The 22,377-nt window shown below is 66.6% G+C and carries 21 protein-coding genes; 10 read left to right on the top strand and 11 right to left on the bottom strand.

The window, feature by feature from the left end:
* Positions 1 to 61: 61 nt before the first annotated feature.
* A complete protein-coding gene (locus FHW94_RS01015; protein ID WP_168553946.1) occupies positions 62 to 283 on the bottom strand; it encodes a zinc-finger domain-containing protein in 222 nt (73 codons plus the stop codon).
* A 96-nt stretch (positions 284 to 379) separates the two neighbouring features.
* Between FHW94_RS01015 and FHW94_RS01010 the strand changes: the two genes are divergently transcribed.
* Together FHW94_RS01010 and nadB are read left to right on the top strand one after the other, a co-directional pair.
* The gene (locus tag FHW94_RS01010; RefSeq protein WP_168553945.1) at positions 380 to 1,351 is read left to right on the top strand and encodes an ABC transporter ATP-binding protein; all 972 of its coding nucleotides are present in this window, start codon (positions 380 to 382) and stop codon (positions 1,349 to 1,351) included.
* Positions 1,352 to 1,905: 554 nt separating this feature from the next.
* Positions 1,906 to 3,498 carry an L-aspartate oxidase gene (gene nadB, locus FHW94_RS01005; RefSeq protein WP_168553944.1) on the top strand — a complete coding sequence of 531 codons (1,593 nt, stop codon included), beginning with the start codon at positions 1,906 to 1,908 and terminating at the stop codon, positions 3,496 to 3,498.
* 28 nt (positions 3,499 to 3,526) lie between these two features.
* On the opposite strand, the gene FHW94_RS01000 is transcribed toward nadB, so the two are convergent.
* Together FHW94_RS01000 and FHW94_RS00995 are read right to left on the bottom strand one after the other, a co-directional pair.
* A complete protein-coding gene (locus FHW94_RS01000) occupies positions 3,527 to 3,856 on the bottom strand; it encodes a YnfA family protein (protein WP_168555374.1) in 330 nt (109 codons plus the stop codon).
* A gap of 2 nt (positions 3,857 to 3,858) precedes the next feature.
* Positions 3,859 to 4,110: a GlsB/YeaQ/YmgE family stress response membrane protein gene (locus tag FHW94_RS00995; RefSeq protein ID WP_168553943.1), complete on the bottom strand. Its 252-nt coding sequence runs from the start codon at positions 4,108 to 4,110 to the stop codon at positions 3,859 to 3,861.
* Positions 4,111 to 4,959: 849 nt separating this feature from the next.
* Between FHW94_RS00995 and FHW94_RS00990 the strand changes: the two genes are divergently transcribed.
* Complete coding sequence (locus tag FHW94_RS00990) at positions 4,960 to 6,882, top strand: ribonucleoside-diphosphate reductase subunit alpha (RefSeq protein ID WP_246865950.1); 1,923 nt, start codon at positions 4,960 to 4,962, stop codon at positions 6,880 to 6,882.
* 320 nt (positions 6,883 to 7,202) lie between these two features.
* The gene (locus tag FHW94_RS00985; RefSeq protein ID WP_168553942.1) at positions 7,203 to 7,601 is read left to right on the top strand and encodes a PepSY-associated TM helix domain-containing protein; all 399 of its coding nucleotides are present in this window, start codon (positions 7,203 to 7,205) and stop codon (positions 7,599 to 7,601) included.
* A gap of 131 nt (positions 7,602 to 7,732) precedes the next feature.
* Here the strand turns inward: FHW94_RS00985 and FHW94_RS00980 are convergent, their stop codons facing one another.
* Positions 7,733 to 7,990 (bottom strand): DUF2171 domain-containing protein, encoded by a 258-nt coding sequence (locus tag FHW94_RS00980; protein ID WP_168553941.1) that lies wholly within the window; start codon positions 7,988 to 7,990, stop codon positions 7,733 to 7,735.
* A 252-nt stretch (positions 7,991 to 8,242) separates the two neighbouring features.
* Here FHW94_RS00980 and FHW94_RS00975 point away from each other — a divergent pair, with 252 nt between their 5' ends.
* The 3 genes from FHW94_RS00975 (at position 8,243) to FHW94_RS00965 (ending at position 11,212) form a co-directional block, all read left to right on the top strand.
* Positions 8,243 to 9,298 carry a ribonucleotide-diphosphate reductase subunit beta gene (locus tag FHW94_RS00975; RefSeq protein WP_168553940.1) on the top strand — a complete coding sequence of 352 codons (1,056 nt, stop codon included), beginning with the start codon at positions 8,243 to 8,245 and terminating at the stop codon, positions 9,296 to 9,298.
* A 163-nt stretch (positions 9,299 to 9,461) separates the two neighbouring features.
* Positions 9,462 to 10,604 (top strand): acyltransferase, encoded by a 1,143-nt coding sequence (locus tag FHW94_RS00970; protein ID WP_168553939.1) that lies wholly within the window; start codon positions 9,462 to 9,464, stop codon positions 10,602 to 10,604.
* 122 nt (positions 10,605 to 10,726) lie between these two features.
* Positions 10,727 to 11,212 carry a DUF4440 domain-containing protein gene (locus tag FHW94_RS00965; RefSeq protein ID WP_168553938.1) on the top strand — a complete coding sequence of 162 codons (486 nt, stop codon included), beginning with the start codon at positions 10,727 to 10,729 and terminating at the stop codon, positions 11,210 to 11,212.
* Positions 11,213 to 11,263: 51 nt separating this feature from the next.
* Here FHW94_RS00965 and FHW94_RS00960 read toward each other — a convergent pair whose 3' ends face one another.
* Genes FHW94_RS00960 through FHW94_RS00950 form a run of 3 tightly spaced genes read right to left on the bottom strand, consistent with a single transcriptional unit; the run spans position 11,264 to position 14,009 of the window.
* Positions 11,264 to 12,673, bottom strand: a complete 1,410-nt coding sequence (locus FHW94_RS00960; protein WP_168553937.1) for an SPOR domain-containing protein — start codon at positions 12,671 to 12,673, stop codon at positions 11,264 to 11,266.
* A 20-nt stretch (positions 12,674 to 12,693) separates the two neighbouring features.
* The gene (locus FHW94_RS00955) at positions 12,694 to 13,248 is read right to left on the bottom strand and encodes a hypothetical protein (RefSeq protein WP_168553936.1); all 555 of its coding nucleotides are present in this window, start codon (positions 13,246 to 13,248) and stop codon (positions 12,694 to 12,696) included.
* Between the two features lie 17 nt (positions 13,249 to 13,265).
* Positions 13,266 to 14,009 carry a ParA family protein gene (locus FHW94_RS00950; protein ID WP_168553935.1) on the bottom strand — a complete coding sequence of 248 codons (744 nt, stop codon included), beginning with the start codon at positions 14,007 to 14,009 and terminating at the stop codon, positions 13,266 to 13,268.
* 273 nt (positions 14,010 to 14,282) lie between these two features.
* Here FHW94_RS00950 and FHW94_RS00945 point away from each other — a divergent pair, with 273 nt between their 5' ends.
* A complete protein-coding gene (locus tag FHW94_RS00945; protein WP_168553934.1) occupies positions 14,283 to 15,500 on the top strand; it encodes an SPOR domain-containing protein in 1,218 nt (405 codons plus the stop codon).
* A 46-nt stretch (positions 15,501 to 15,546) separates the two neighbouring features.
* A complete protein-coding gene (locus tag FHW94_RS00940) occupies positions 15,547 to 16,806 on the top strand; it encodes a DUF418 domain-containing protein (protein ID WP_168553933.1) in 1,260 nt (419 codons plus the stop codon).
* Here FHW94_RS00940 and FHW94_RS00935 read toward each other — a convergent pair.
* Positions 16,778 to 17,425, bottom strand: coding sequence for a TIGR02281 family clan AA aspartic protease (locus tag FHW94_RS00935; RefSeq protein WP_168553932.1), 648 nt, complete (start codon positions 17,423 to 17,425; stop codon positions 16,778 to 16,780). The two genes, FHW94_RS00940 and FHW94_RS00935, sit on opposite strands and share 29 nt — an antisense overlap.
* Before the next feature lie 406 nt (positions 17,426 to 17,831).
* On the opposite strand from FHW94_RS00935, the gene FHW94_RS00930 reads away from it, so the two are divergent.
* On the top strand, positions 17,832 to 18,455 hold the full coding sequence (locus FHW94_RS00930) for a L,D-transpeptidase family protein (RefSeq protein WP_210425509.1): 624 nt from the start codon (positions 17,832 to 17,834) through the stop codon (positions 18,453 to 18,455).
* 34 nt (positions 18,456 to 18,489) lie between these two features.
* Here the strand turns inward: FHW94_RS00930 and FHW94_RS00925 are convergent, their stop codons facing one another.
* The 3 genes from FHW94_RS00925 to FHW94_RS00915 are packed head-to-tail and all read right to left on the bottom strand — an operon-like array spanning position 18,490 to position 22,372.
* Positions 18,490 to 19,221: a sigma-70 family RNA polymerase sigma factor gene (locus FHW94_RS00925; protein WP_168553930.1), complete on the bottom strand. Its 732-nt coding sequence runs from the start codon at positions 19,219 to 19,221 to the stop codon at positions 18,490 to 18,492.
* A gap of 46 nt (positions 19,222 to 19,267) precedes the next feature.
* Positions 19,268 to 21,373 carry a flagellar biosynthesis protein FlhA gene (locus FHW94_RS00920; RefSeq protein ID WP_168553929.1) on the bottom strand — a complete coding sequence of 702 codons (2,106 nt, stop codon included), beginning with the start codon at positions 21,371 to 21,373 and terminating at the stop codon, positions 19,268 to 19,270.
* Positions 21,374 to 21,379: 6 nt separating this feature from the next.
* A complete protein-coding gene (locus FHW94_RS00915) occupies positions 21,380 to 22,372 on the bottom strand; it encodes a lytic transglycosylase domain-containing protein (protein ID WP_349237476.1) in 993 nt (330 codons plus the stop codon).
* Positions 22,373 to 22,377 lie beyond the last annotated feature (5 nt).

The raw sequence follows: 22,377 nt of genomic DNA, 5'->3' as shown, positions 1-22,377 counted from the left end.
CCCGCGCCGCTGGCCAGCACCAGCGGGCGGATCGCCGCCGAAAATCAAGCGGCGCGCAAAATCAGGCGGCCTGGGTCTCGCCGGTGTCGGCCGGGCCGCCCTTGAGCACGAAGCGCTTGTCGCAATAGCCGCAATCGACGTAGCCCTTTTCGTCGATTTCCATCCAGACGCGCGGATGGCCAAGCGCCGAAGGCTTGAACGCGCCGGTGGTGCGGATGCCGCTCGACCCGTCGCAGCTCACGCGGGTGGCATCGGTGAAGATCGTTTCGGGTGGCTGGATCATGCCCGCCGCCTAGCAAATGCCACCGCGCCGCACAATTGCCGTTTTGCCCCGATTGAATCCTTTACCTTGCCGAAAATGGGATGCAGGAAGCCCGCCATGAACGCCCCTGCATCCAGCCCCGAACTCTCCACCGCCGCCCTGCCCGAACCTGCGATCCGCATCCGCGACCTGGTCAAGCGCTATGCCGCCACTGGCAAGTCGCCGGCCAAGCTGGCGCTGGAAGGGGTGAGTTTCGATGTGCCGCGCGGGCAGATCTTCGGCCTGCTCGGTCCCAATGGCGCGGGCAAGTCCACCTTGATCAATACGCTGGCGGGCCTTGTCCTCAAAACCTCGGGCACGGTGGAAATCTGGGGGCACGATATCGATGCCGACCGGCGCAACGCCAAGGCCGCGATCGGCATCGTGCCGCAGGAAATCGTGTTCGATCCGTTCTTCACCCCGATCGAGGTGCTCGATATCCAGGCCGGGCTCTATGGCGTGCCCAAGCATTTGCGCCGGTCGATGGAACTGCTGCGCGCGGTGCACCTGGCCGACAAGGCCAAGGCTTATTCGCGCTCGCTGTCGGGCGGGATGAAGCGCCGCCTGCTGATCGCCAAGGCGATGGTCCACACCCCGCCGATCCTCGTGCTCGACGAGCCGACCGCCGGGGTGGACGTGGAACTGCGTCGCCAGCTGTGGGAACTGGTTGCCGAACTCAACGCCGGGGGCGTGACCGTGGTGCTGACCACGCACTACCTGGAAGAAGCCGAGCAACTGTGCGACCGCATCGCCATCATCAACCACGGCCGGCTGATCGCCAACAAGCCCACGCGCGAACTGGTGGGCATGGCGCGGGAGAAGGTCGTGGTGCTGACGCTCGACAAGCCGCTGGAACAGGCCCCGCAGCATCCGGCCTTCATCAAGTCTACCCTTAACGAAAGACAGGTAGAGATCACTTACGACAAGGATCGCAGCAACGCCGGCGAGGTGCTTGGCCTGGTCCAGGCGCTGGGCGTGCAGATCCTCGACGTGTCGACCCGCGAAGCCGATCTGGAAGACGTGTTCGTCAGCCTGACGACCCAGGCCTGAAACCGCCCACCACGGGTGGGCCGGGCGCGGCGATTGACGCACGCCCAGCAAGAAGGGGCGAGGTCCACGAAGGACCCGCCCCTTCTTGCTGGGCTAAGGCCTCCCCGCCGCTTTATTGGGCCTGCGGGTCCTTTGCAGTGATCAGCGCCACGCGCATGGCCCGCCAGCCGCCGCCTTGGCGGCGATAGATCCGCTTGCCGCAGTGGGCGCAATCGGAATGATAGTTAATGCCGTCCCAGGTGATCTTATCCCGTTGGGGACGATGGCGGTTGAACAGGCAAAGGACGCGACCGAATATCATTTTTTCCGCCCGACTCCGAATGGCATTTTATGAGCTTCTGCGTCATAACATTCTGTAGATAAAACACGAAGTGAAATTATCAGTTTTCTATATCTTAAGTTAACTCTACCGCACGCCCGAAAGCCTGGCCGATCGCCGTGCTGGCGCCAAATGGCTTTTCAAACTGCCCGGGCGGAGGCAAAGAGGCGCGCGTGATCACCCTTCCCCCCTTCGTTCGCCCCCTCCATCGCCCCCTTCATCGCAAGGCCCGGTCATGAGCGCGCACGACGTTCTCATCATCGGCTCGGGCGCGGCGGGCCTCACGGCCGCGCTGGTCCTGGCCGAGCGCTGCCGCGTGGTCGTGCTGGCCAAGGGCCGGCTCGATGGTGGCTCCACCGCCTGGGCACAGGGCGGCATTGCCGCCGTACTCGACGAAGGTGACACTTTCGAGGATCACGTGCGCGACACGATGATCGCCGGTTGCGGCCTCAACCGCCGCGAAACGGTGGAACACGTGGTGGAGCATGCGCCCGAGGCGATCGCCCGCCTCGCCCAGATCGGCGTGCCGTTCAACGAAGAGGCCGGTAGCTTGCATCTCACGCGCGAGGGCGGCCATTCGCACCGCCGCATCGTGCATGTTGACGATGCCACGGGCGCGGCCGTGCAGCAGGCGCTGATCCGCGCTGCCACGGCCCATCCCAACATCACCTTGAAGCCCGACATGGTGGCGATCGACCTGGTCACCGACCGGCACCGTGCCCACCCCAAGGGCGATCGCCGCGTGTGGGGTGTCTATGCGCTCAACACGGCCACCGGCAAAGTGGAATGCCTGACGGCGCGCGCCACGATCCTGGCGACCGGGGGCGCCGGACGCACTTATCTATTCAGCACGGCGCCACGCGGCGCCACGGGTGATGGCATCGCCATGGCCTGGCGCGCGGGATGCCGCGTTTCCAACATGGAATTCATGCAGTTCCACCCCACGTGCCTCTACAATCTGGAGGTCAAGAACTTCCTGATCACCGAGGCGGTGCGCGGCGAAGGCGGGCACCTCAAGATCCCGCCGGGCTTCCCGGGCGGCGGCGAGCGCTTCATGCCCCGCTTCGACCCGCGCGAGGAACTGGCCCCGCGCGACGTGGTGGCCCGCGCGATCGACCACGAGATCAAGCGCCTGGGGCTGGACTATGTCCACCTCGATATCAGCCACAAGGACCCCGAATTCGTTCGCGGCCACTTCCCCAATATCTATGAGCGCCTGCTCGGTCTGGGCATCGACATGACGCGCGAGCCGATCCCGGTGGTGCCCGCGCAGCACTATACCTGCGGCGGCGTACTGGTGGATCTCGCCGGGCGCACCGACCTGGCCGGGCTCTATGCCGTGGGCGAATGTTCGGAAAGCGGGCTGCACGGAGCCAACCGCCTGGCATCGAACAGCCTGCTCGAATGCTTCGTGTTCGGTGATGCCGCGGCGCGCGACATCCTCGACCGCTGGGATGAATTCACCCCGCCGCCCGAAGTGCGCGGCTGGGACGAAAGCCGTGTGGCCGATTCCGACGAGGACGTGGTGGTCAAGCAGAACTGGACCGAACTGCGCCGGTTCATGTGGAACTACGTGGGGATCGTGCGCACCAACAAGCGGCTGGAACGGGCGGCCCACCGCATCGCCTTGCTGCAAAGCGAGATCAACGAATACTATGGCAACGTGCGCGTCACGGCCGACCTGATCGAACTGCGCAACCTGCTCCAGGCCGCAGACCTGATCGTGCAAAGCGCCCGCGCCCGGCGCGAAAGCCGGGGCCTGCATTACAACCAGGATTTCCCCCAGGCCCAACCGGCCGCGCGCGAAACGATCCTGGTGCCCGACTGAACGCGGTGCGTGGCGGCCTGGCGGCCGATCAACCGCCGCGATGCGGCCCCAGCAGGATCACCGCCGCGCCAGCCAGGCACAACGCGGCGCCGCCCATGTCCCAGCGGTCGGGGCGGACGCCTTCGGCCAGCCAAAGCCACACCAGCGCAACCGCGATGTAGACCCCGCCATAGGCGGCATAAGCGCGCCCGGCCGCATCAGCCTCCACCCGCGTCAGCAGCCACGCAAACAGCGCGAGCGAGGCCATGCCGGGCATGATCCAGGCGGCCGAGCGGCCCAGGCGCAACCACGCCCAGAACGCATAACAACCCGCAATTTCGGCAAGCGCCGCAAGGCCATAGGCAAGGGGCGCAGGCACCGTCACCAGAAGTGACGGCCCAGGTAGATCAGCAGCATCGCGCCCAGCACCGAAGCCAGGCAACCGGCGCGATTGAAACCTTCGCCCACTGTGCCCCGCCCCGCCAGGCTCGACGCCAGGCCCGCCACCAAAGCGCCGCCAATGCCCAGCAGGATCGTGCGGGCAAGGCCGATTTCCACCGCGCCGGGATAGAGGAACCGGGCAGCAATCCCGACCAGGAGCCCCGACAACAGCATCGAGAGAATGTCACGCAAGGCCTGCGTCTCCGTCTAGATGGGGCAGCCATGCCGGCCCCAGGATACAACCACTAGGGGTAGTCCGGCTGGGGATATCCTGCCACCACCTCTGGACATTTTATTGTCCACAGCAAACCCGGCGGCGCGAAAAATATTTCAGGCCTGTCATTTTGCGCTTGAAGCCTTGGAAACCTCGCGCGTCGCTGCACTGCAGCATATTGTGGGAGCGACGAAGCGAATCGTGCGTGCGACGAAATGCAGCGTCCTTATGGGCATGCCCCACTTGCCTGCCAGACCCGCTTCAAGCACTATGGGTTGTGGTCGTAACGGCCAAGGGCAACCAAACCTAGTTATTCGTCGGGCCGCTTCCCACATTGGGTAGCGTGTAGTCCGCCCACTCGGGCGGACCCTTTGACGTCGCTGGGTTTTTGGCGGCGCGAAAGGGCAGGGCAGGAATTTGTTCCCGTTCTGTTTCAATTCATGGCATGATCGGGGCGCTGACATGAGTCGCGGCCCGGCAGGCCGCAGGAACGGGGCTGCAAGGACCGGCGCAAGCCGGATCGCGCGGCCCCGGGCAGTGTCTGGAATATCCGGTCCGTCGCTTGCGGCGGGCCTCGTGCAAGCGGGGAATGAGACGTGAATTTCAGGACCGGAGAACTGAACGATGGAACGGCTTTGATGGCGCAGGACGAACTGGGACTGGAAGGTGGCGTGTCCACCCTCGAACGCGACTCCACCCTTGATGGCGGCGCCGAGCCGCAGGACGCGACCGCTGCCCCGGCACCGGCCGCCCGCGCCAAGGCCGCTGCCAAGCCGGCCGCCCCGCAGGACGCCACCCCGCAACCGACCGAATCGAAAGCAATCGATATGCAGGCAGACGACAAGGGCAGCGCCGATCTCGTGGCTGCCGCCGCGGCGATGGTGAGCGAAGCGGCCTTGGCCGGCGCCGTTGCCACCAAGGCCGCCCCGCTCGATTCCAAGGCGGTCAACCCGCGCCGCTTCACCATCGTGACCGACGCCGCGCGCGACGCCAAGCTGACCATCTTCGGCAAGGACACGCTCGACGATCGCTACCTGCTGCCCGGCGAAACCTATCAGGACCTGTTCGCGCGCGTGGCCGATGCCTATGCCGACGACCAGGACCACGCCCAGCGGCTCTATGACTACATCTCCAAGCTGTGGTTCATGCCCGCCACGCCCGTTCTCTCGAACGGCGGCACCGGCCGTGGCCTGCCGATCTCGTGCTATCTCAATTCGGTGGAAGACAGCCTGGAAGGCATCGTCAAGACCTGGAACGAGAACGTCTGGCTCGCTTCGCGCGGCGGCGGCATCGGCACCTATTGGGGCAATGTCCGCGGGATCGGCGAAAACGTCGGCCTCAATGGCAAGACCAGCGGCATCATTCCGTTCGTGCGGGTGATGGACAGCCTCACCCTGGCGATCAGCCAGGGCTCGCTGCGCCGTGGTTCGGCAGCCTGCTATCTCGACATCTCGCACCCGGAAATCGAGGAATTCCTCGAAATTCGCAAGTCTTCGGGCGATTTCAACCGCAAGGCGCTCAACCTGCACCACGGCGTGCTGCTGACCGACGAATTCATGGAAGCCGTGCGCGATGGCACCGAATTCGCCCTGCGCAGCCCCAAGGACAAGTCGGTGCGCGGCAAGGTCGATGCCCGCTCGCTGTTCCAGAAGCTGGTCGAAGTGCGCCTGGCCACGGGCGAGCCCTACATCGTGTTCTCCGACACGGTGAACCGCATGATGCCCAAGCATCACCGCGATCTGGGCCTCAAGGTTTCCACTTCGAACCTGTGCTCGGAAATCACCCTGCCGACGGGTATCGACCATCTCGGCAACGATCGCACCGCGGTGTGCTGCCTCTCCTCGCTCAACCTGGAAACCTGGGACGAGTGGCAGGGAGACAAGCACTTCGTCGAAGACGTGCTGCGCTTCCTCGACAATGTGCTGCAGGACTTCATCGACCGCGCGCCCGACGAGATGGCCCGCGCCAAGTATTCCGCCGCACGCGAGCGTTCGGTCGGCATGGGCGTGATGGGCTTCCACTCTTTCCTGCAGAAGAAGGGCATCGCCTTCGAATCCGCCATGGCCAAGGCGTGGAACCTCAAGATGTTCCGCCACATTGCCGCCAAGGCCGACGAAGCCTCGCTGCTGCTGGCCCAGGAACGCGGCCCCTGCCCCGATGCGGCGGACATGGGCGTGATGCAGCGCTTCTCGTGCAAGATGGCGATCGCGCCCACCGCGTCGATCTCGATCATCTGCGGCGGCACTTCGGCGTGCATCGAGCCGATCCCGGCCAACATCTACACGCACAAGACCCTGTCGGGCTCGTTCGTGGTGAAGAACCCCTACCTGGAAAAGCTGCTGCGCGAAAAGTCGAAGGATTCGACCAACGTGTGGAACTCGATCCTGGAACGCGGCGGTTCGGTCCAGCACCTCGAGTTCCTCTCGGCCGACGAGAAGGCGGTGTTCAAGACCAGCTTCGAGATCGACCAGCGCTGGCTGCTCGAATTCTCGGCCGACCGCACGCCCTATATCGACCAGGCGCAGTCGCTGAACCTCTATATTCCGGCCGACGTGGACAAGTGGGACTTGCTGATGCTCCACTTCCAGGCCTGGGAAAAGGGCATCAAGTCGCTCTATTACTTGCGCTCCAAGTCGGTCCAGCGCGCCGGTTTCGCCGGCGGGGTGGAGGCGGACAACACCGCCCAGGCCCGCCGCATCGAACTCGATGTGAAGCAGACCGATTACGAGGAATGTCTCGCCTGCCAATAAAGGGCCTGGCCGGGCCGGGCAGGTCCGCCGCTTTGCCGGCAGCCTGCCCCGCCCCCATTCCCTTGTCGGGGCCCGTCGGCGTCATCGCCTGCCCGGCCCCACTCACGCCGCGTTGCCCATCCTTTCAGTGATCGTTGCCATGCCGGACCAAGCCGAAACCCTGCTCATGTCACACATCCCCGTGTTACATATGGCGACATTTCGTGGCTTGCTCCGGCAGGCATCGTTCCCCCACAAGCGCAACCGGCCCGAGCACGGCCAGTCTTGCCTGGCCGGCGTGCATGTTGGCACCAGGCAAGGAAACCTGAGGGGGTCGATCAATGCGCAAGTGGCATCGCTGGATTTCAGTGTTTTTCGGGGTTTTCCTGCTTTGGATCGCCGTGACCGGCACGCTCAGCCAGATCGTGCCGCTGGCCAGCGGCGGGGATCACGACGGGCCGCCCAAGACGGCAGCCGCCACAGCCGGCGCCTCGGCCAAACCCGCCTTCGTCTGCCCGCCGGACTATATGTGCCGGCCCAAGCCCAAAGGGGGCAAATCGATCGTCGGGCTGCTGCACCATCTGCACTCGGGCGAAAGCTTTGGGCCAGTGGGCGTGGCTATCAGCACGCTGTCGGGCTTTGCCATGATTTTCTTCAGCTTTTCGGGGCTCTGGATGTACATCCAGATGTGGCGCAACCGCAAGGATCGCGCGCTCAAGCCCGGCTGGTTCTGGAAGTAAGCCGCCAAAACGGAAAAAGCGCCTCGCCACTTACGACGTGGAGCGAGGCGCCTTCCGGTCGCCAGGGACGACCTGGCCGCGAAGGGGACGCGGCTTTCCCTGAATTCGATCCCAAGATGGGAAGCGGAGGCTTACTTTTCCTCTTCCTCAAAGGTCAGGGCGACATCGGCATTGGCCGAAAGGCGAACCGTATCGCCCTCCACATCGGCCACCAGGCCCAGCGACAGGTAGTGGTGGTGCCCGGCATGGGCGCCGCTCTTGGCCTTGGTCAGCTTGATGCGATGCCCGTCGACATGATCGACCGTGCCCACCGGGGCACCATCCGCGCCGATGACGGCCATATGCTCGCGAATCTGGCTTGCGATGGGATTGCTTTCGTTGCCGGTCATGCCCAGCCTCCTTGTTTTCATGGCAGTGGGGGAGCGGGTCTTGCGCACCCGCAGGCTTCTTTCCCAACAATGCCGCGCCAAGCGGGCCGTTCCCGTTTTTCCGGCGGGCATTTTTGGTCCGCCCGCCATGCACGGCGCCATTCGCAGCGAAGCCGGCCCAGACCGTCGCAAACCGCGCCTCACCCCTTTTGCCAGGCTTTCCCAGCCGCCTGACGCACCCCATATCAGCCCTATCCCAACAGGACAGCAGCCATGCCCCTTCTTGAAGCCCGCAAGACCTACAAGCCCTTCGAATATCCCTGGGCCTATGAATACTGGAAGCGCCAGCAACAGATTCACTGGATGCCCGAGGAAGTTCCGCTGGGCGAGGATTGCCGCGACTGGGCGCAGAAGCTGTCGGACCACGAACGCAACCTGCTGACACAGATTTTCCGCTTCTTCACCCAGGCCGACGTGGAAGTGCAGGATTGCTACCACGAAAAGTATGGCCGGGTGTTCAAGCCCACCGAAGTGAAGATGATGCTAGCCTCGTTCTCCAACATGGAAACGATCCACATCGCGGCCTATTCGCACCTGCTCGACACGATCGGCATGCCGGAAAGCGAATATGGCATGTTCCTCGAATACGCCGAAATGAAGGACAAGCATGATTACATGCAGAACTTCGGCGTGGAAAACGACGAAGACATCGCCCGTACCCTGGCGATGTTCGGCGGCTTCACCGAAGGCCTGCAGCTGTTCGCCTCGTTCGCGATGCTGATGAACTTCCCGCGCTTCAACAAGATGAAGGGCATGGGCCAGATCGTGTCGTGGTCGGTGCGCGATGAATCGCTGCACTGCGAAGGCATCACCCGCCTGTTCAAGGAATTCTGTGCCGAGCGCCAGTGCCTGACCAAGGCGGTCAAGGAAGACATCCTTGATTGCTGCCAGAAGACCGTGCGCCTGGAAGACGCCTTCATCGACCTGGCCTTCGAACAAGGCCCGGTGCCGGGGATGAGCCCCAAGGAAATCAAGCGCTACATCCGCTACATCGCCGATTGGCGCCTGGGCCAGCTGGGCTTCGACCCGATCTACATGATCGAGGAACACCCGCTGCCCTGGCTTACCCCGCTGCTCAACGGCGTGGAGCATGCCAACTTCTTCGAAACCCGCGCCACCGAATATTCCAAGGCCGCCACGCGCGGCAACTGGAACGAAGTGTGGTCCAACTTCGACGGCCGCCGCAAGGCCAAGGCCGCCAACACCCCCACCGAAACCACCGAGGTTGACGTGGACATGTTCGGCGCCGCCGGCATCGCGGCCGAGTAACCTTGATCCTCCCCCGCATGGCGGGGGAGGTGCCGGGCCACAGGTCCGGCGAAGGGGGCTTGTTCGCGCACAGCCCCTAAATCTCGGATTCCGATCCACCTGCCATTGCTCGCCCGGCGCCCCTGCCTGATCCGTTATGAGACGGCAGACAGGGGCGGCAAAGATGGCAGGCAATCCGCGCAACGCGGCAAAAGGCAGCACGCCGGCAGACACGGCGCCCATGCGCTTTGGCATGCTCGACGCGTTGCGCGGCATCGCCGCGCTGGTCGTGCTGGCTTATCACCTGATGCAGCAGCACAGCCTTTCCGCGCTGCCCCACGCAGGCCTGGCCGTGGACTTCTTCTACACGCTGTCGGGCTTCGTCATTGCCTTTGCCTATGATGCGCAAGTGCGCGATGGGCGGCTCTCGCGCGCCGGGTTTGCGCGGGCGCGGGCCCGCCGGCTCTATCCCTTGCTGGCGCTGGGCACGCTGCTGGGTTTTGCCGTATTCCTGGGCGCGGTGTTCCTGCGCCACACGGTGACGTTGGGCGATGCGCTGCTGGCGCTGGGCTTTGCCCTGGCGCTGCTGCCCTGCCCGCTGTTCCCGCAATGGCCCACCGCCTTTCCGCTCAACATGGCAGCCTGGTCGCTGGCATTCGAAGCCTATGTGAATATCGCCTACGCTGTCCTTGCTCGCTTCCTGTCGCAACGCGTCCTGCTCGGCCTCGTCGGCCTTGGCGCCGTGCTCGTTGTGGCAGATATTGCTCACTTCGGGCGGCTGATGGGCGGGACGGACAAGGCGAACTTCGCCTTTGGCGCGGCACGGGTGATCTATCCGTTCTTTGCCGGCATCCTAGTGTTCCGCTGGCGCCGCACGGCCAGAACAACCCGCCCGCTGCTGGCCCTGGCGCTTTGCGCTGTGCTCGCAGCCGCCTTGCTTGCCAATCCGGCGCAAGCCTTCGGCCTCGATCCTGCGCTTTACGACGGCGCCCTGGCGCTGGCTGGCTTTCCCGTGCTGGTGTGGCTGGCGGCCGCCATCCCGCTGCACGGCCGCGCCGCCCAGGTCGCCCAATGGCTCGGCCTGCTCAGCTACCCGATCTATATCCTGCAAGGCCCGGTCTTGCGCGTGGGTGTGGAACTGGCCCGCCACGTACCGCTGCCCGCACCGGCCTTTGCCCTCGCCCAGGCCGGCGCCGTCATCATCATTGCCTGGGCCGCCAACCGCTGGTTCGACGCCCCCCTGCAAGCCTGGCTGCGCAGAGCCGACCGCCGCCGCCTGGCCGAGCCGGCAACCCGGCATGAGTCGGCAGTTCCGGTAAGGGGATGACCCCATTGGGGGAATGGCCAGGCATTGAATCCAGTGCCTTCCACAGCGGCACACAAAGGCGTCCATTGCGCGATCCCGCGGCTGACTGCACAAAGCAGAACGCAACTAGCTGGAATAGACGCATGGCGTGGCTTCCTTACGCAGCAACCGCCGCGCTTCTCCTGACACCTGCACCCTTCGCTTGGGCGCAGGTTCCACCGCCGCCCATGCCGTCGGCAGATACCGGCATTGCCCAACGCCTCATCCACGCATTCGCCGCGAAGGACGCCGATGCATATGCAGCCCTTCTCGCAGACGACGTTCAGGTGTTCGAAGACGGTCGAAGCGTTGCGCAGAACAAGGCGGCCTGGCTCAAAACGTTCACCCCGAAACTGCTGGCAACGGGTGTCTCGTTCAAACTTGCGCCAGGCTACGCCTCGGCAGGGCGGGTCTTGTTCATCGAGTATTTCAATTCGCTGGCTAGCTGGGGCCGGACACCGCCAGCTGACTGCTGCTGGACATATGATGCCGTCGCGTACAACGTGGTCGCGGGCAAAATCACCGTGATCAGACGCCTACGGGGCGGGACTTTCCGGCTCGATGGCAACGGCGATATTGCTGGAAACTGACTCCTCCCTGCCGGGCAGAGAGGGGCATAGCGCCTGTAGCCGTTTTGGTCCTTAGCGGCGATTGCTGGCGAACCGGATTGCCGGCGCGGCGCCGGGTTGGCCGCTGGCGGGGTTGGCCAGCACGATGCACACGCCGCCCTTGGACTTGACCGAGCCGCACAGCGAGCGGGCCGGGGTGGCGCTGGCAAAGCCAGCGGCCTGGGTGCGCCAGAACTGCTTGCCGTTCACCGTCGCGGCGGTGATGACCGGGCGATAGCCCTTGAGCGCGGGGTTCACCGCCAGATAGTGGCGCCACGCGCGGTGCGCGCCTTCCTGGGTGGAAAAGGCGCCAAGCTGAACGAGATGCGTGCCCACCGGCACGGCATCGGTGCGCGGCGCGAAGGTGGCGGCGCGCGCCTGGGCAGCCTTGGCCACCAGCGCGGGAGCGCGATCGGCCTGGGAAACGCGGGCCAGCTTGCGCGCAGCAAGCGGGGCAGAGGCCGGGATCGCACCGGGACGCGGCGCCAGGGCCCAGGCCGGTGTGGCAGCGCCAATGGCAGCGGGCGCTGCCGCAGAAGGCGGCATGTCGATCGTGGCCAACTTTTCCACCGTGGGGGCAGCGCTGGCATCGGCCACTTGCGGCTGGGCCGCGCCATTGTCGATCGCGGGCAGTTCCTGCGCGGCAAACTGGGCCAGCACCGGTGCCTGACCAGCCTGGGCCGTGGCGGCCTGGGCGGCCTGCTCGGCCGGCTGGCCCGTGGCGGGGGCGGGGAAATTGGCGAGGGCAAGCGCAGTGGGCTGGCCTTCGTCTTCGATTCCGCCCGGCACGCCCAGAACGCCGGCCACGCGCAACCGGGTGTTGCCCGGATCGTTCAACTGCGCCCACTGCGCCATGCGCGCCGGCAATTGATCGGCCGGCACATCCTGCGCCGCCATTTCGCGCGCTTCGCGCCAATGGCCGGCCATCGCCAGAGCATAGGCCAGGTTCTGCCGCAGCTTGGGCGAAGCATCGGCGCTGCGCACCGCGCCGCTCAGCACCTCGACCGCCTGGTCCGCCCGGCCGGCCAGCGCCAGCGCCAGGCCATAATCGGCCACGGGGATCTGCTGGCGATGGGCGTTCAGCGTGTCGAGCGCGACGTCGCCATGCCCCAGAGCAATGTCGGTCAAAGCCAGGCTGAGCGCCACCTTGCCATCATCCTGGCCCAGTTCCATCGCATCGTCATAGGCCTGACGGGCCGAGGCGAAGCGGCCGGCGCGCATATAGGCGCTGCCCAGCAGCACGCGATAACCGGGGTTGCGCGGATCGGCGAGCACGGCCTGTTCGGCCAGGGCCACGGCCTTGACCGCTTCCCCACCGGTCAGCGCGGATTGCGCCCGGGCGGCGGTTTGCCCCGGATGGGAAGCACCCTGGGCACAACCGGCCAGGAGGCCGGCGGCCAGCGCCGTGGTGGCAAGCGAGCGGATCATGCGATGGGCAGTCATGGGCGTTTCCCGACAAGTCATCAGCGCGGCTGCCGCGAGTGCGCGGCAGTAGAGCGCGAAGGGAGCGAAAGTTCGGTTGGAATTGCGGCTTCAGGCAGTTGGGCCAGCACATCGTCCAAGCCCGGCGTGGCATCGACCAGGCGATCGAGCGCCTCGATCAACAGGGATTGGGCGCTGCGCCGCTCTGCCGTGCAGCAGGCGCGCAGCAAGGCATGGCGGCGCGGATCGAGGCGCAGGGTAAAGGCGACCTTCTTGCCCGGAAGTTGTTCCACATCCATCGCTGCGCGGCGATTGGCGGCCACCTTGCGGCCCATCACGGCTGAAAGCTGCGCGATCTGGCGCAACACTTCAGGGCGACTGTCTTCCTCGCCAGCCTCTTCCAGGGCGACGACATCTGCCAGCGGCAGGGCTTGCGCCACACAAGGCGCGTCGAGCGGCGCCGGATCGTCCGGCGCGGCTTCCACCCCCGCCCAATCGAGCGAGACATGGCTGCGCATCGCCGGGCGCGCGGCGCCCTTGCGCGCCAGCAGCGAACCGGTAAGCGAGGCAAAAGGCTTGGTTTCTGGCGTGGTCATGGCAGGCTCCCTCTCGCTCACGAGCCGATCACGCGGCGGCCGAAGCTGCCGACCGGGCGCGGCGCGGCGCCGCCCAGGGCGCGCACCGGGGCCATGCCCGCCTGGCCCGGCTGCGGCACGGCAAACACCGTGCGGCGAAAGTTCTTCTCCAGGCGTTCGGAAATATAGCTCCACAGCTGGGCGATCTCGGCCGCAGACCGGCCGGTGGGATCAACTTCCATGACCGTGCGCCCGTCAATCATCGAGGCGGCAAAATCGGTGCGATGGTGCAGCGTGATCGGCGCCACCGTGCCATGCTGCGACAGGGCGACGATCGCTTCGGCGGTGATCCGCGCCTTGGGCGTGGCGCCGTTGACGGCAAAGATGAGCGGCTTGCCCGCCCGCTCGCACAGATCGACCGTGGCTCCCACGGCGCGCAAGTCATGCGGTGAAGGGCGCGTGGGCACCACGATGAGCTCGGCCAGCGCGATGACCGACTGGATCGCCATGGTGATGGCCGGCGGCGTATCGATCACAGCCAACTTGAAGCCCTGCTGGCGCAGGACCTGAAGATCCTGGGCCAGGCGGCCCACGGTGGTCTGGGCAAAGGCGGGGAAATCGGCCTCGCGCTCGTTCCACCAATCGGCCAGCGAACCTTGCGGATCGATGTCGATCAGCACCACGGGCCCGGCTCCGGCGCGCTGCGCCTGCACGGCAAGGTGGCCAGACAAGGTGGTCTTGCCCGATCCCCCTTTTTGCGAAGCCAAGGCCAGTACGCGCAATGTGTCCCCCTGAAACTGCCGTGCGGTCAGGCATCAGGGATTCGCAGATTGCGCTGAAATTTTGGTTAACACCCCCGCTTTTGCAGGCCCTGCACCCGGCACGGCACAAAGTTGCCACAGCATCAGCGCAATCGTGTTCCGAAATAGAACGAAAGACCCGCCAAGTTCACGCCGGCGATGACGATGCAGGAAAACTTGTTTACCATTTTTCACGCAAGACATCTGAGGGGAAACCCGCAAATGGACCGCCTGGGCAAGAGATTCGCATTCGTCATGACTCATTCGCGCATCAAGACCGGTTCCTTTCGCACGGTGGCGGCCCTGGCTGTGGCGGCCTCGCTGTTGCCCGCCGCGGCCTGGGCCGACGTGCGCGACGGGGTGAACGCCTGGTCGCGCGGCGATTATGCCGCCGCCGTCAGGCAGTGGCAGGGGCCGGCGGCCAAGGGTGACGCCGACGCGCAGTTCAACATGGGCCAGGCGGCCAAGCTGGGGCGCGGCATGCCCAAGGACATGGCCAGGGCCGAAGACTGGTTTCACAAGGCCGCGCGCCAGGGCCACGCCCGCGCTGCCGACAACTATGGCATCCTGCTGTTCCAGACCGGGCGGCAAAGCGAAGCGCTGCCCTGGCTCAACGCCTCGGCCGACCGGGGCGAACCGCGCGCGATGTATGTGCTGGGTGTGGCCGCGTTCAACGGCGATTTCCAGCCGAAGGACTGGGTGCGCGCTTATGCCCTGATGACGCGCGCGGCGGCCGTGGGCCTGCCCCAGGCGATCGACAGCCTCAAGACGATGAACCAGGTGATCCCGCTGGAACAGCGCCAGATGGGCGCCTCTCTTGCCAGCGACCTGGAAACCCGCACCAGCGAGCAGCGCTCGCGCGAACTGGCGGCGGCCGAATTGGGCGTGAGCGTGCCCGCGGCAGACAGCCCGTCCGCGCCCGCCGCTGCGCCCGTTGCCGTGGCGAGCGCCGCGCCGCCCACGGCGCCCACGCCGCGGCCCGGCCCCACGCCTTTGACGCGGGTGGACTTGCCGGCATCGCAGCCGGGAACGCCGGCAGACGGCAATGGCCCGGTCATGGCCGGGGCCAGCTATGCCAATCCGGTGGAAGTGCCGCGCGCAACACCCGCGCCGCGCCCGGCCCCGCCCACGCCACCCGCGCCAAAGCTGGTAACCGCGCCAAAGCCGGCGGCGCCAAAGCCGGCACAGGCCAAGCCTGCGTCTGCCCCGCTTCCTGCGGTGGAAAAGACCCCGCGCCCGGCGACGGGCGCCTTTCGCATCCAGCTGGGTGCCTTTGCGCAAAAGAGCAATGCCGACAGCCTGTGGGCGCGCGTGCGCGGCCGGCCGGAAATGGCCGGGCACCCGCGCATCGATCTGGCGCAGGGCGCGGTCACCCGCGTGCTGGCTGGCGGCTTTGCCAGCCAGGCAGAGGCTTCACGCGCCTGTGCCGCGCTCAAGGGCGCCGGTGTGGATTGCATCACCCTGAAACCCTGACGGTTTTGGCTTTTCCGCCAGCCGCGCCCGGTGCATGGCGGCGGGGATGACCACGCCCGATCCTGCCTCCCCGCCTGCACGCATCGCCGCGCTGGATTTTCTGCGCGGCTTTGCCGTGCTGGGCATCCTGGCGATCAACATCACCGGGTTCTGGGGGCCGCAGCTGGCCAGCCTGAGCCCGGCCCTGCCCCGGCCCGATGGCGCCGGGCTGGGCTGGTTCGTGGTCAGCTTCATGCTGTTCGATGGCAAGATGCGCGGCCTGTTCACGCTGCTGTTCGGGGCCAGCATGGTCCTGTTTGCGCAAAGCGTGGAGCGGCGCGGCCTTTCAAGCGATGTCATGCAAGTGCGCCGCCTGCTGTGGCTGATGTTGTTCGGCTATCTGCATTATGCGCTGCTGTGGTGGGGCGATATCCTGTTCGCCTATGCGCTGTGCGGCCTTCTGGCGCTGGCGCTGCGCCGGCTCGATCCCCGCGCGCTGCTGGCGATTGCCCTGCCGGTCTTCGTGCTGGCCCATGCCTTCGATGCCCTGGCCGCGCTGCCCGCGATTGCGGGTGAGCAGCGCGTGCTGGCCGGCCTGGGCACGCCCGCCGATCGCGCCGCCATGGCCGATATCGCCACGCGCGTGGCGCAATCGCTGGCCGCCGACGTCCAAGTGCTGCACGCCGGCTGGGGCCAGGCGGTGGCGCTGCGGGTGATCGGCACGCCCGCCTTTCCAATCACCGCCGCGCTCAACACGTTCAGCGAAACCTTCCCGCTGATGCTGATCGGCATGGCCCTGTTCAAAAGCGGTTTCTTCACCGCGCGCTGGCCCCGCCTGGCCATGGCGGCCGTTGCGTTGGGCAGCACGGCTCTGGGCGGCGCGGCCACCGCCGCCTTGCTGCTATGGGCCGATCATGCCGGCTGGCCGCCGCAGCTGACCTTTGCCGTCACCACCGACATGGCCGCCCTGCCGCGCCTGGCCATGGCGCTGGGCTATGCCGCGGCGCTTCTTTTGGCCTGGCCGGCGCTGGCCGACCGCGCGCCGGGCCGCGCCATGGCCGCCGCCGGTCGCTGTGCCTTTACCAATTACCTGGGCACCAGCCTGGTGATGAGCGCGCTGTTCTGCGGATGGGGCGCCGGGCTGGGCTGGGGCAATGCCCATGAAGTGCAGCGCGGCAGCTTGCCGCTGTTCGTGGGACTGGGCTGGGCGCTGATGCTGGCCTGGCCACAGGCGTGGCTGGCGCGCTTTGGCCAGGGACCATTGGAAGCCCTGTGGCGCCAGCTGACTTTTGCCGGCGTTACACGCTCTGCGGATGGCGCGGGGTAAGGATCAGCACGCCTTCTTCCACCCGCCAGCCTTTCAGGCGGTTGAGAAAATTCATGCCCAGCACGTTGAGGCCGCCGGTGGTCTCGCTCACGATCACGTCCATGTCGCGCGCCACGATGGAGCCGAACTTCAGCGTTTCAACGCGCGCGGTCTGCGCTTCCACGTCTCCGTTGGCCGTGTGCATCACCACCGGCAGGCGCAGCGGATCAGGCGCAATGCCGGCCTCGCTCGCGCCTTCGGCACAGAGCGTGGTGATCGTGGCCCCGGTATCGACCATAAAGCGGGTGCGCGTGCCGTTCACGTTCGCCTCGATCCAGTAATGCCCGTCGGCCGCCAGCGGCACGCGCACTTCCCCGCCGGAAACCTGCGCTTCGGGCATGCCGATGCTGGGCATGAAGTGCGCGAACGAGGGATCGAGATGGACGAAGCGCAGGCACGCCACCGCCAGCACCGCCACCAGCACCAGGTTGCCGCAAAACCGCATCAGCCGCGCCAGCACGCCGTGGCCCAATCCGGCCAGGGTTACCAGCACCATGGCCACCAGGGCCGCAGCCAGCAGGGGCGGCGGGCTGGTGAGCCAGGGCGGGAGCGCGCCGAGCAGGGGGGCCGGATCGATCATCGCCGTGCTTGTGGCATAGCCAACCTTGCCCCAAGCTGAAACACGCCGCCCGTCCGCATGATCCTCCCCATCCCCGCTGGGGAGGTGTCAGGCGCGATCCAGGCCCCTCCACCACCGCTTCGCGGCGGTTCCCCTCCCCGCAGAGCGGGGAGGATCTTGCAGTGCAACCATTTCGCAACCACGGTGATTAACGATACCGCCATGCTGTGTCCCTAGCCGAGACAGCGTGGCTGCGTGCCTTGGCCGAGACGCGCGCAACGGCTATCGTTTACGCATGAAAGGATCGTCAGGCATGGCGGGAAAGCTGGCGCAGTGGCGCAAGGCGCTGTGGCCCACGCGCAAAGGCAGGCCGCAATGGCAGCGCCTGGCGGTGCTGGCCGTGGGCGTCAGCGCCACCGGGCTGGCCATGTTGCTGGCCTTTCACGTGGGACAGGACCTGGCGCGCGTGCTTGCCGGCGATGACGACGCACAGGCCACCCAGCCCGCGGCGCTGCTGGCCCAGGCCCAACCTGCGCCAACGCCGGCTGCCGCCCCGGCGCCCGCACAGACAGCCGCCGTCGATACACCCTTCGTGGTCAAGTCCGTGCTCAAGATCGACGGCCCCATCCGCTTTGGCCAATTCTATTGGGACGAAAGCCAGGGCGAGCCCGGCCCGGTGGTGATCACGGTGGACCTGACGGCGCGCGTGCTTTCGGTATTTCGCAACGGGCACGAGATCGGCGCCACCGCCATTCTCAAGGGCTATGGCGACAAGCCCACCCCGCTGGGCGTGTTTCCGATCACCCAGAAAGATGCCACCCACGTCTCCAACCTCTATGACGCGCCGATGCCCTACATGCTGCGGCTGACCAACGATGGCGTCTCGATCCACGGGTCCAAGGTGGAAAAAGGCTATGCCACCAATGGCTGCGTCGGCGTGCCCAACGAATTCGCCAAGCGCCTGTTCAAGGTGGCCAGCCTGGGCGATAAGGTGATCATCACTGATGGCAAGCGGCTGGGCGTGGGCGGTTCGATCAACCCAGGGGGCTGAATCGCGGCGCGTTTCCTCCCCGACACGGGGAGGATCACAGAATTTCAAACCCGCTGCCCAGGCCGCTACGCAGCTTGTCGAGCGCCTGGGCTTTCAACTGGTGGACGCGCGGCACCGAAACTTCCAGCACTTGCGCGATTTCCGCCAGGTTGAGTTCCTCCACGAAATAGAGCTGGATCACCAGTTGCAGCCGTTCGGGCAGGGCAGCGATCGCGGTGGCCACGATCTGGCGGCTTTCGGCATCGGCGAGTTGGGCAAAGGCATCGGGCCGGTCGTCGGCAAAGGCAGCGTCGCTGTCGGAATAGGCATCGTCGATCGCCTCTATCCGCACCGGTTCGCTCGCCGCGCGCAGTTCGGCCAGCTCCGTGTCTGACAGGCCCAGGGCGCGCGCCAGTTCCGGTTCGGTGGGCATGCGGCCCAGTTCCATGGTCAGCTGGTTGGTCTTTTCCCGCAAGGTGCGGCGCCGATCCGACGAGGTGCGCGAGAGCGGCATCGTGCGCCGCAACAGGTCCACCATCGCGCCGCGCACGCGCAGCTTGGCATAGGCGGCAAAGCCATCTTCGGTGGGGCCCGAATGCTTTTGCGCGCATTCGGTCAGCGCCACCAGGCCGGCCTGGACCAGATCATCGACATCCACCCCCGCATGGCCAGAGCCGTGAACGTGCCAGGCCAGGCGTCGCACCATCGGCAGGAAACGGCGGATGCGGTCGGCGGTGTCGTCACGATAGGCACGCGAGGCGGCAAAGCTGCGGTGATCGTGTTTCATGAAAGCTCGTTTTCTTTTTTGAAGAAGGGGGCAGGTGCAGCAGGGATCAGGCCGCCATCGCTGGCTCTGGCGGCGGCAATTGCGGCGGGCCGGTGGGCGTCTCCTCGCCGATCACGGCCACCACCTCGATCGGCTGGGTGGGCGGCAATTCCGCGATCGACAGCACCAGACAGGCAGGGGCGCGCTGGCGCATCAGCGCGGCGAGCGCCCGCCGCGCGCGCGGCTGCACGATCAGCGCGGGCGAAATCGCGCCTGGCCCGCGCTGCGCGATGATCAGGTTGACGCGCTCACCGATGGTGCGCGCCAGATCGGGCTCGATCACCGGCTGACCGGTGACGGGATCGTGCATCCCGCCCACGATCATGCCTTCCAGCTGCGCCGAAAGCGTCAGCACCGGCAGCCGCTCGGCCGGGCCGCACACCCGCGCCACGATCAGCCCGCCCAGTTCGGCGCGCAGCAGATCCACCAGCTTTTCGTGCTCGGTGGTTTGCAGCACGGCCTGGCTCAACGCCGAGAGGATCGGCAGCGGGTGGGCAATGGTCACCCCGTCTTCCAGCAAGGCGTGGAGCAGGCGGGTGAGCGCCGCCAGCGACAAAGGCTGGGGATGCAGCGTTTCCACCAGGCCCGGCGCGCGCTCGCGCACCGCCTCCAGGATCGCGCGCACTTCGTCCGGTCCCAGCAGCAGTTGCGGCCGTTCGCTCAGCAACTGGTTGAGATGGGTGGCGATCACCGTGCTGGCGTCCACCGTCAAAAAGCCTTCGGCGATGGCCTGGTCGCGCAAGTGGTTCTCGATCCACAGCGCCGGGCAGCCAAAGCTGGGGTCGCGCGTCGCCTCGCCCATCAGGCCGTGATCGGTGCGTGCCTCGCCCGCGTCGATCGCCAGCACGCGATCGGCCCGCACGGTCGCCCCGCCCAGCGGCACCCCGCCCAGCATGATGCGATAATCGTTGGGGCCAAGGTCCAGGCTGTCGCGCACGCGGAACTGCGGCACGACAAAGCCGAACGCCTGGCTCAACTGCTTGCGCACCCCGGTGATCCGGGTGACCAGCGGCGAACCGCGCCGCTCGTCGACCAAGTGCACCAGGCCATAGCCCAGCTCGATGGTGACAAGCGTATGGTCGCTCACTTCCTCCAGCGTGATGCGCGCAGGGTCGCTCGGCGGCGCTTCGGGTTCGAGCACCGGCTCGGGGCGGCGTGCGCGCTGGCGCAGGGCCCACCACAGCCAGCCCGCGCCCGCCGCAGCGGGCAGGAATACCGTTTGCGGCATGGCGGGAATGGCGCCGATCGCGCCCAGGATCACCGCCACGGGCAGCCAGGTCGAGGGGTTGGCAAACTGGTGGCCGATCTGGCCGGCCAGGTCGCGCGTGTCCGAAACGCGGGTGACGATCACCGCCGCCGCGATCGACAGCAGCAGCGAGGGCACTTGCGCCACCAGCGCATCGCCCACCGCCAGGGTGACATAGCGCTGCGCCGCTTCGCCCGCGCTCAAGCCATGGGTGATCATGCCCAGGCAAAAGCCGGCCAGGATATTGACGCCCAGGATCAGCAGCGCGGCGATCGCATCGCCCTTCACGAACTTGCTGGCGCCGTCCATCGCACCATAGAAATCCGCTTCGGTCGAAACCTCGCGGCGGCGGGACTTGGCCTCGTCGGCGCTCATCAGACCGGCCGCCAGATCGGCATCGATCGCCATCTGCTTGCCCGGCAAGGCATCCAGGGTGAAGCGGGCGGACACTTCCGAAACGCGGCCCGCACCCTTGGTCACGACCACCAGGTTGATGATCATCAGGATCATGAACACGAACAGGCCGACGGCGAAATTGCCGCCCACCAGGAACGCGCCGAACGCCTCGATCACGTGGCCGGCCGCCGCTTCGCCCTCATGCCCGCGCACCAGCACGATACGGGTGGACGCCACGTTGAGCGCCAGGCGTAGCAGCGTGGCAAACAGCAGGACGGACGGGAAAGAACTGAAATCCAGCGGCTTTTCCGCGTTCATCGCCGCCATCAGGATCGCCACCGACAAGGCGATGTTGAGCACGAAGAACATGTCGAGCAGCATCGAGGGAAGCGGCACGATCATCAGCACGATGAGCATGAGGATGCCGGCCGGAAGGGCCATGGCACCGGGCGAGCCAAATCGCTTGAACATGGTGGGTTAGAGCCCCATCGCCTTGAGCCGGCCATAGGCGCGGGCCACGTGGCCGCTGCCCGGCGTGCCGCTGCCCGCCAGGACAAACGTGTCGCGCAGGGTATCGGCCATCGACGTGTGGCCCGCATTGCCGGCCGCACCACCGCTGGCCTGGCCTGCGGCAGCCGCGGCCTGCTGGAACTCCTGCGCCACCGGGCCGCCGGTATAGCTTTGCCGCCCCGCGCCCAGATCGGGTGCGCCTGAAGGCAGGCTGGCCCAGGGGCCATCCAGCCCGGACAGATCGCCATAGGGCATGGTGGCCAGCGGCCATTGCCCCGATAGCGGCATTCCAGGCAATGCCGGCAGGCCGCCAGCGTCACTGCCAGCCGCCTCCAACCGGCTGCGCAGCAGCGCCATCACCGCGCCCAGCGAACGCGGCGCGCCGCTACGGTCATAGAAAATCGTGCGATTGGCCGCGGCCGCCTTGGGCAGCAGCGCAGCGGCACTGGCCTCGGGATTGCCGGCAAGGCCGGCAAGGAACCGGGACGCGCCATCCGCACCCAGGAAATGCGCGAGATAGAGCTCGGCATTGTCGGGATCACGGCCCAGTGTGGTGGCCAGGGCCGCCCGGTTGTCGTTGGCCAGGTCACCGGCCATCAGCGCGGAAAGCTGCGGATCATGGCGCAGCGCCAGCAATTGGCTGCGCAGTGCCGGATTGCCGGCGGCATCGTCCACCGCATCGCCAGCCCAATCCAGGCCATGATCGGCGCCGTGGCGAGCCAGGGTTTTGAGCCAGGTCTGCCCGGTGAACTGGTATAGGCCAGCCGCGCTCGACGTGCGGGCGCGAGCACGGGGATCGAGCCCGGATTCCAGCCGCGCCTGGGCCAGCAGATAGCCGAAGTCCACGCCCGTGGCATTGGCCGCATTGGCAATGGCGGCATGCACCGGGCTGGCGGTTGCCGCGCTGGCCGCGATCGTGCCGATTGCCGGATCGGCAAGGGTCGCGGCAGAAGTTTGCACTGAAC

It is taken from the genome of Novosphingobium sp. SG720 (genome assembly GCF_012275365.1).
GTDB lineage: Bacteria > Pseudomonadota > Alphaproteobacteria > Sphingomonadales > Sphingomonadaceae > Novosphingobium > Novosphingobium rhizosphaerae.
The sequence above is the reverse complement of the archived record's forward strand: the minus strand, read 5'-3'. Positions and strand labels throughout refer to the sequence as shown.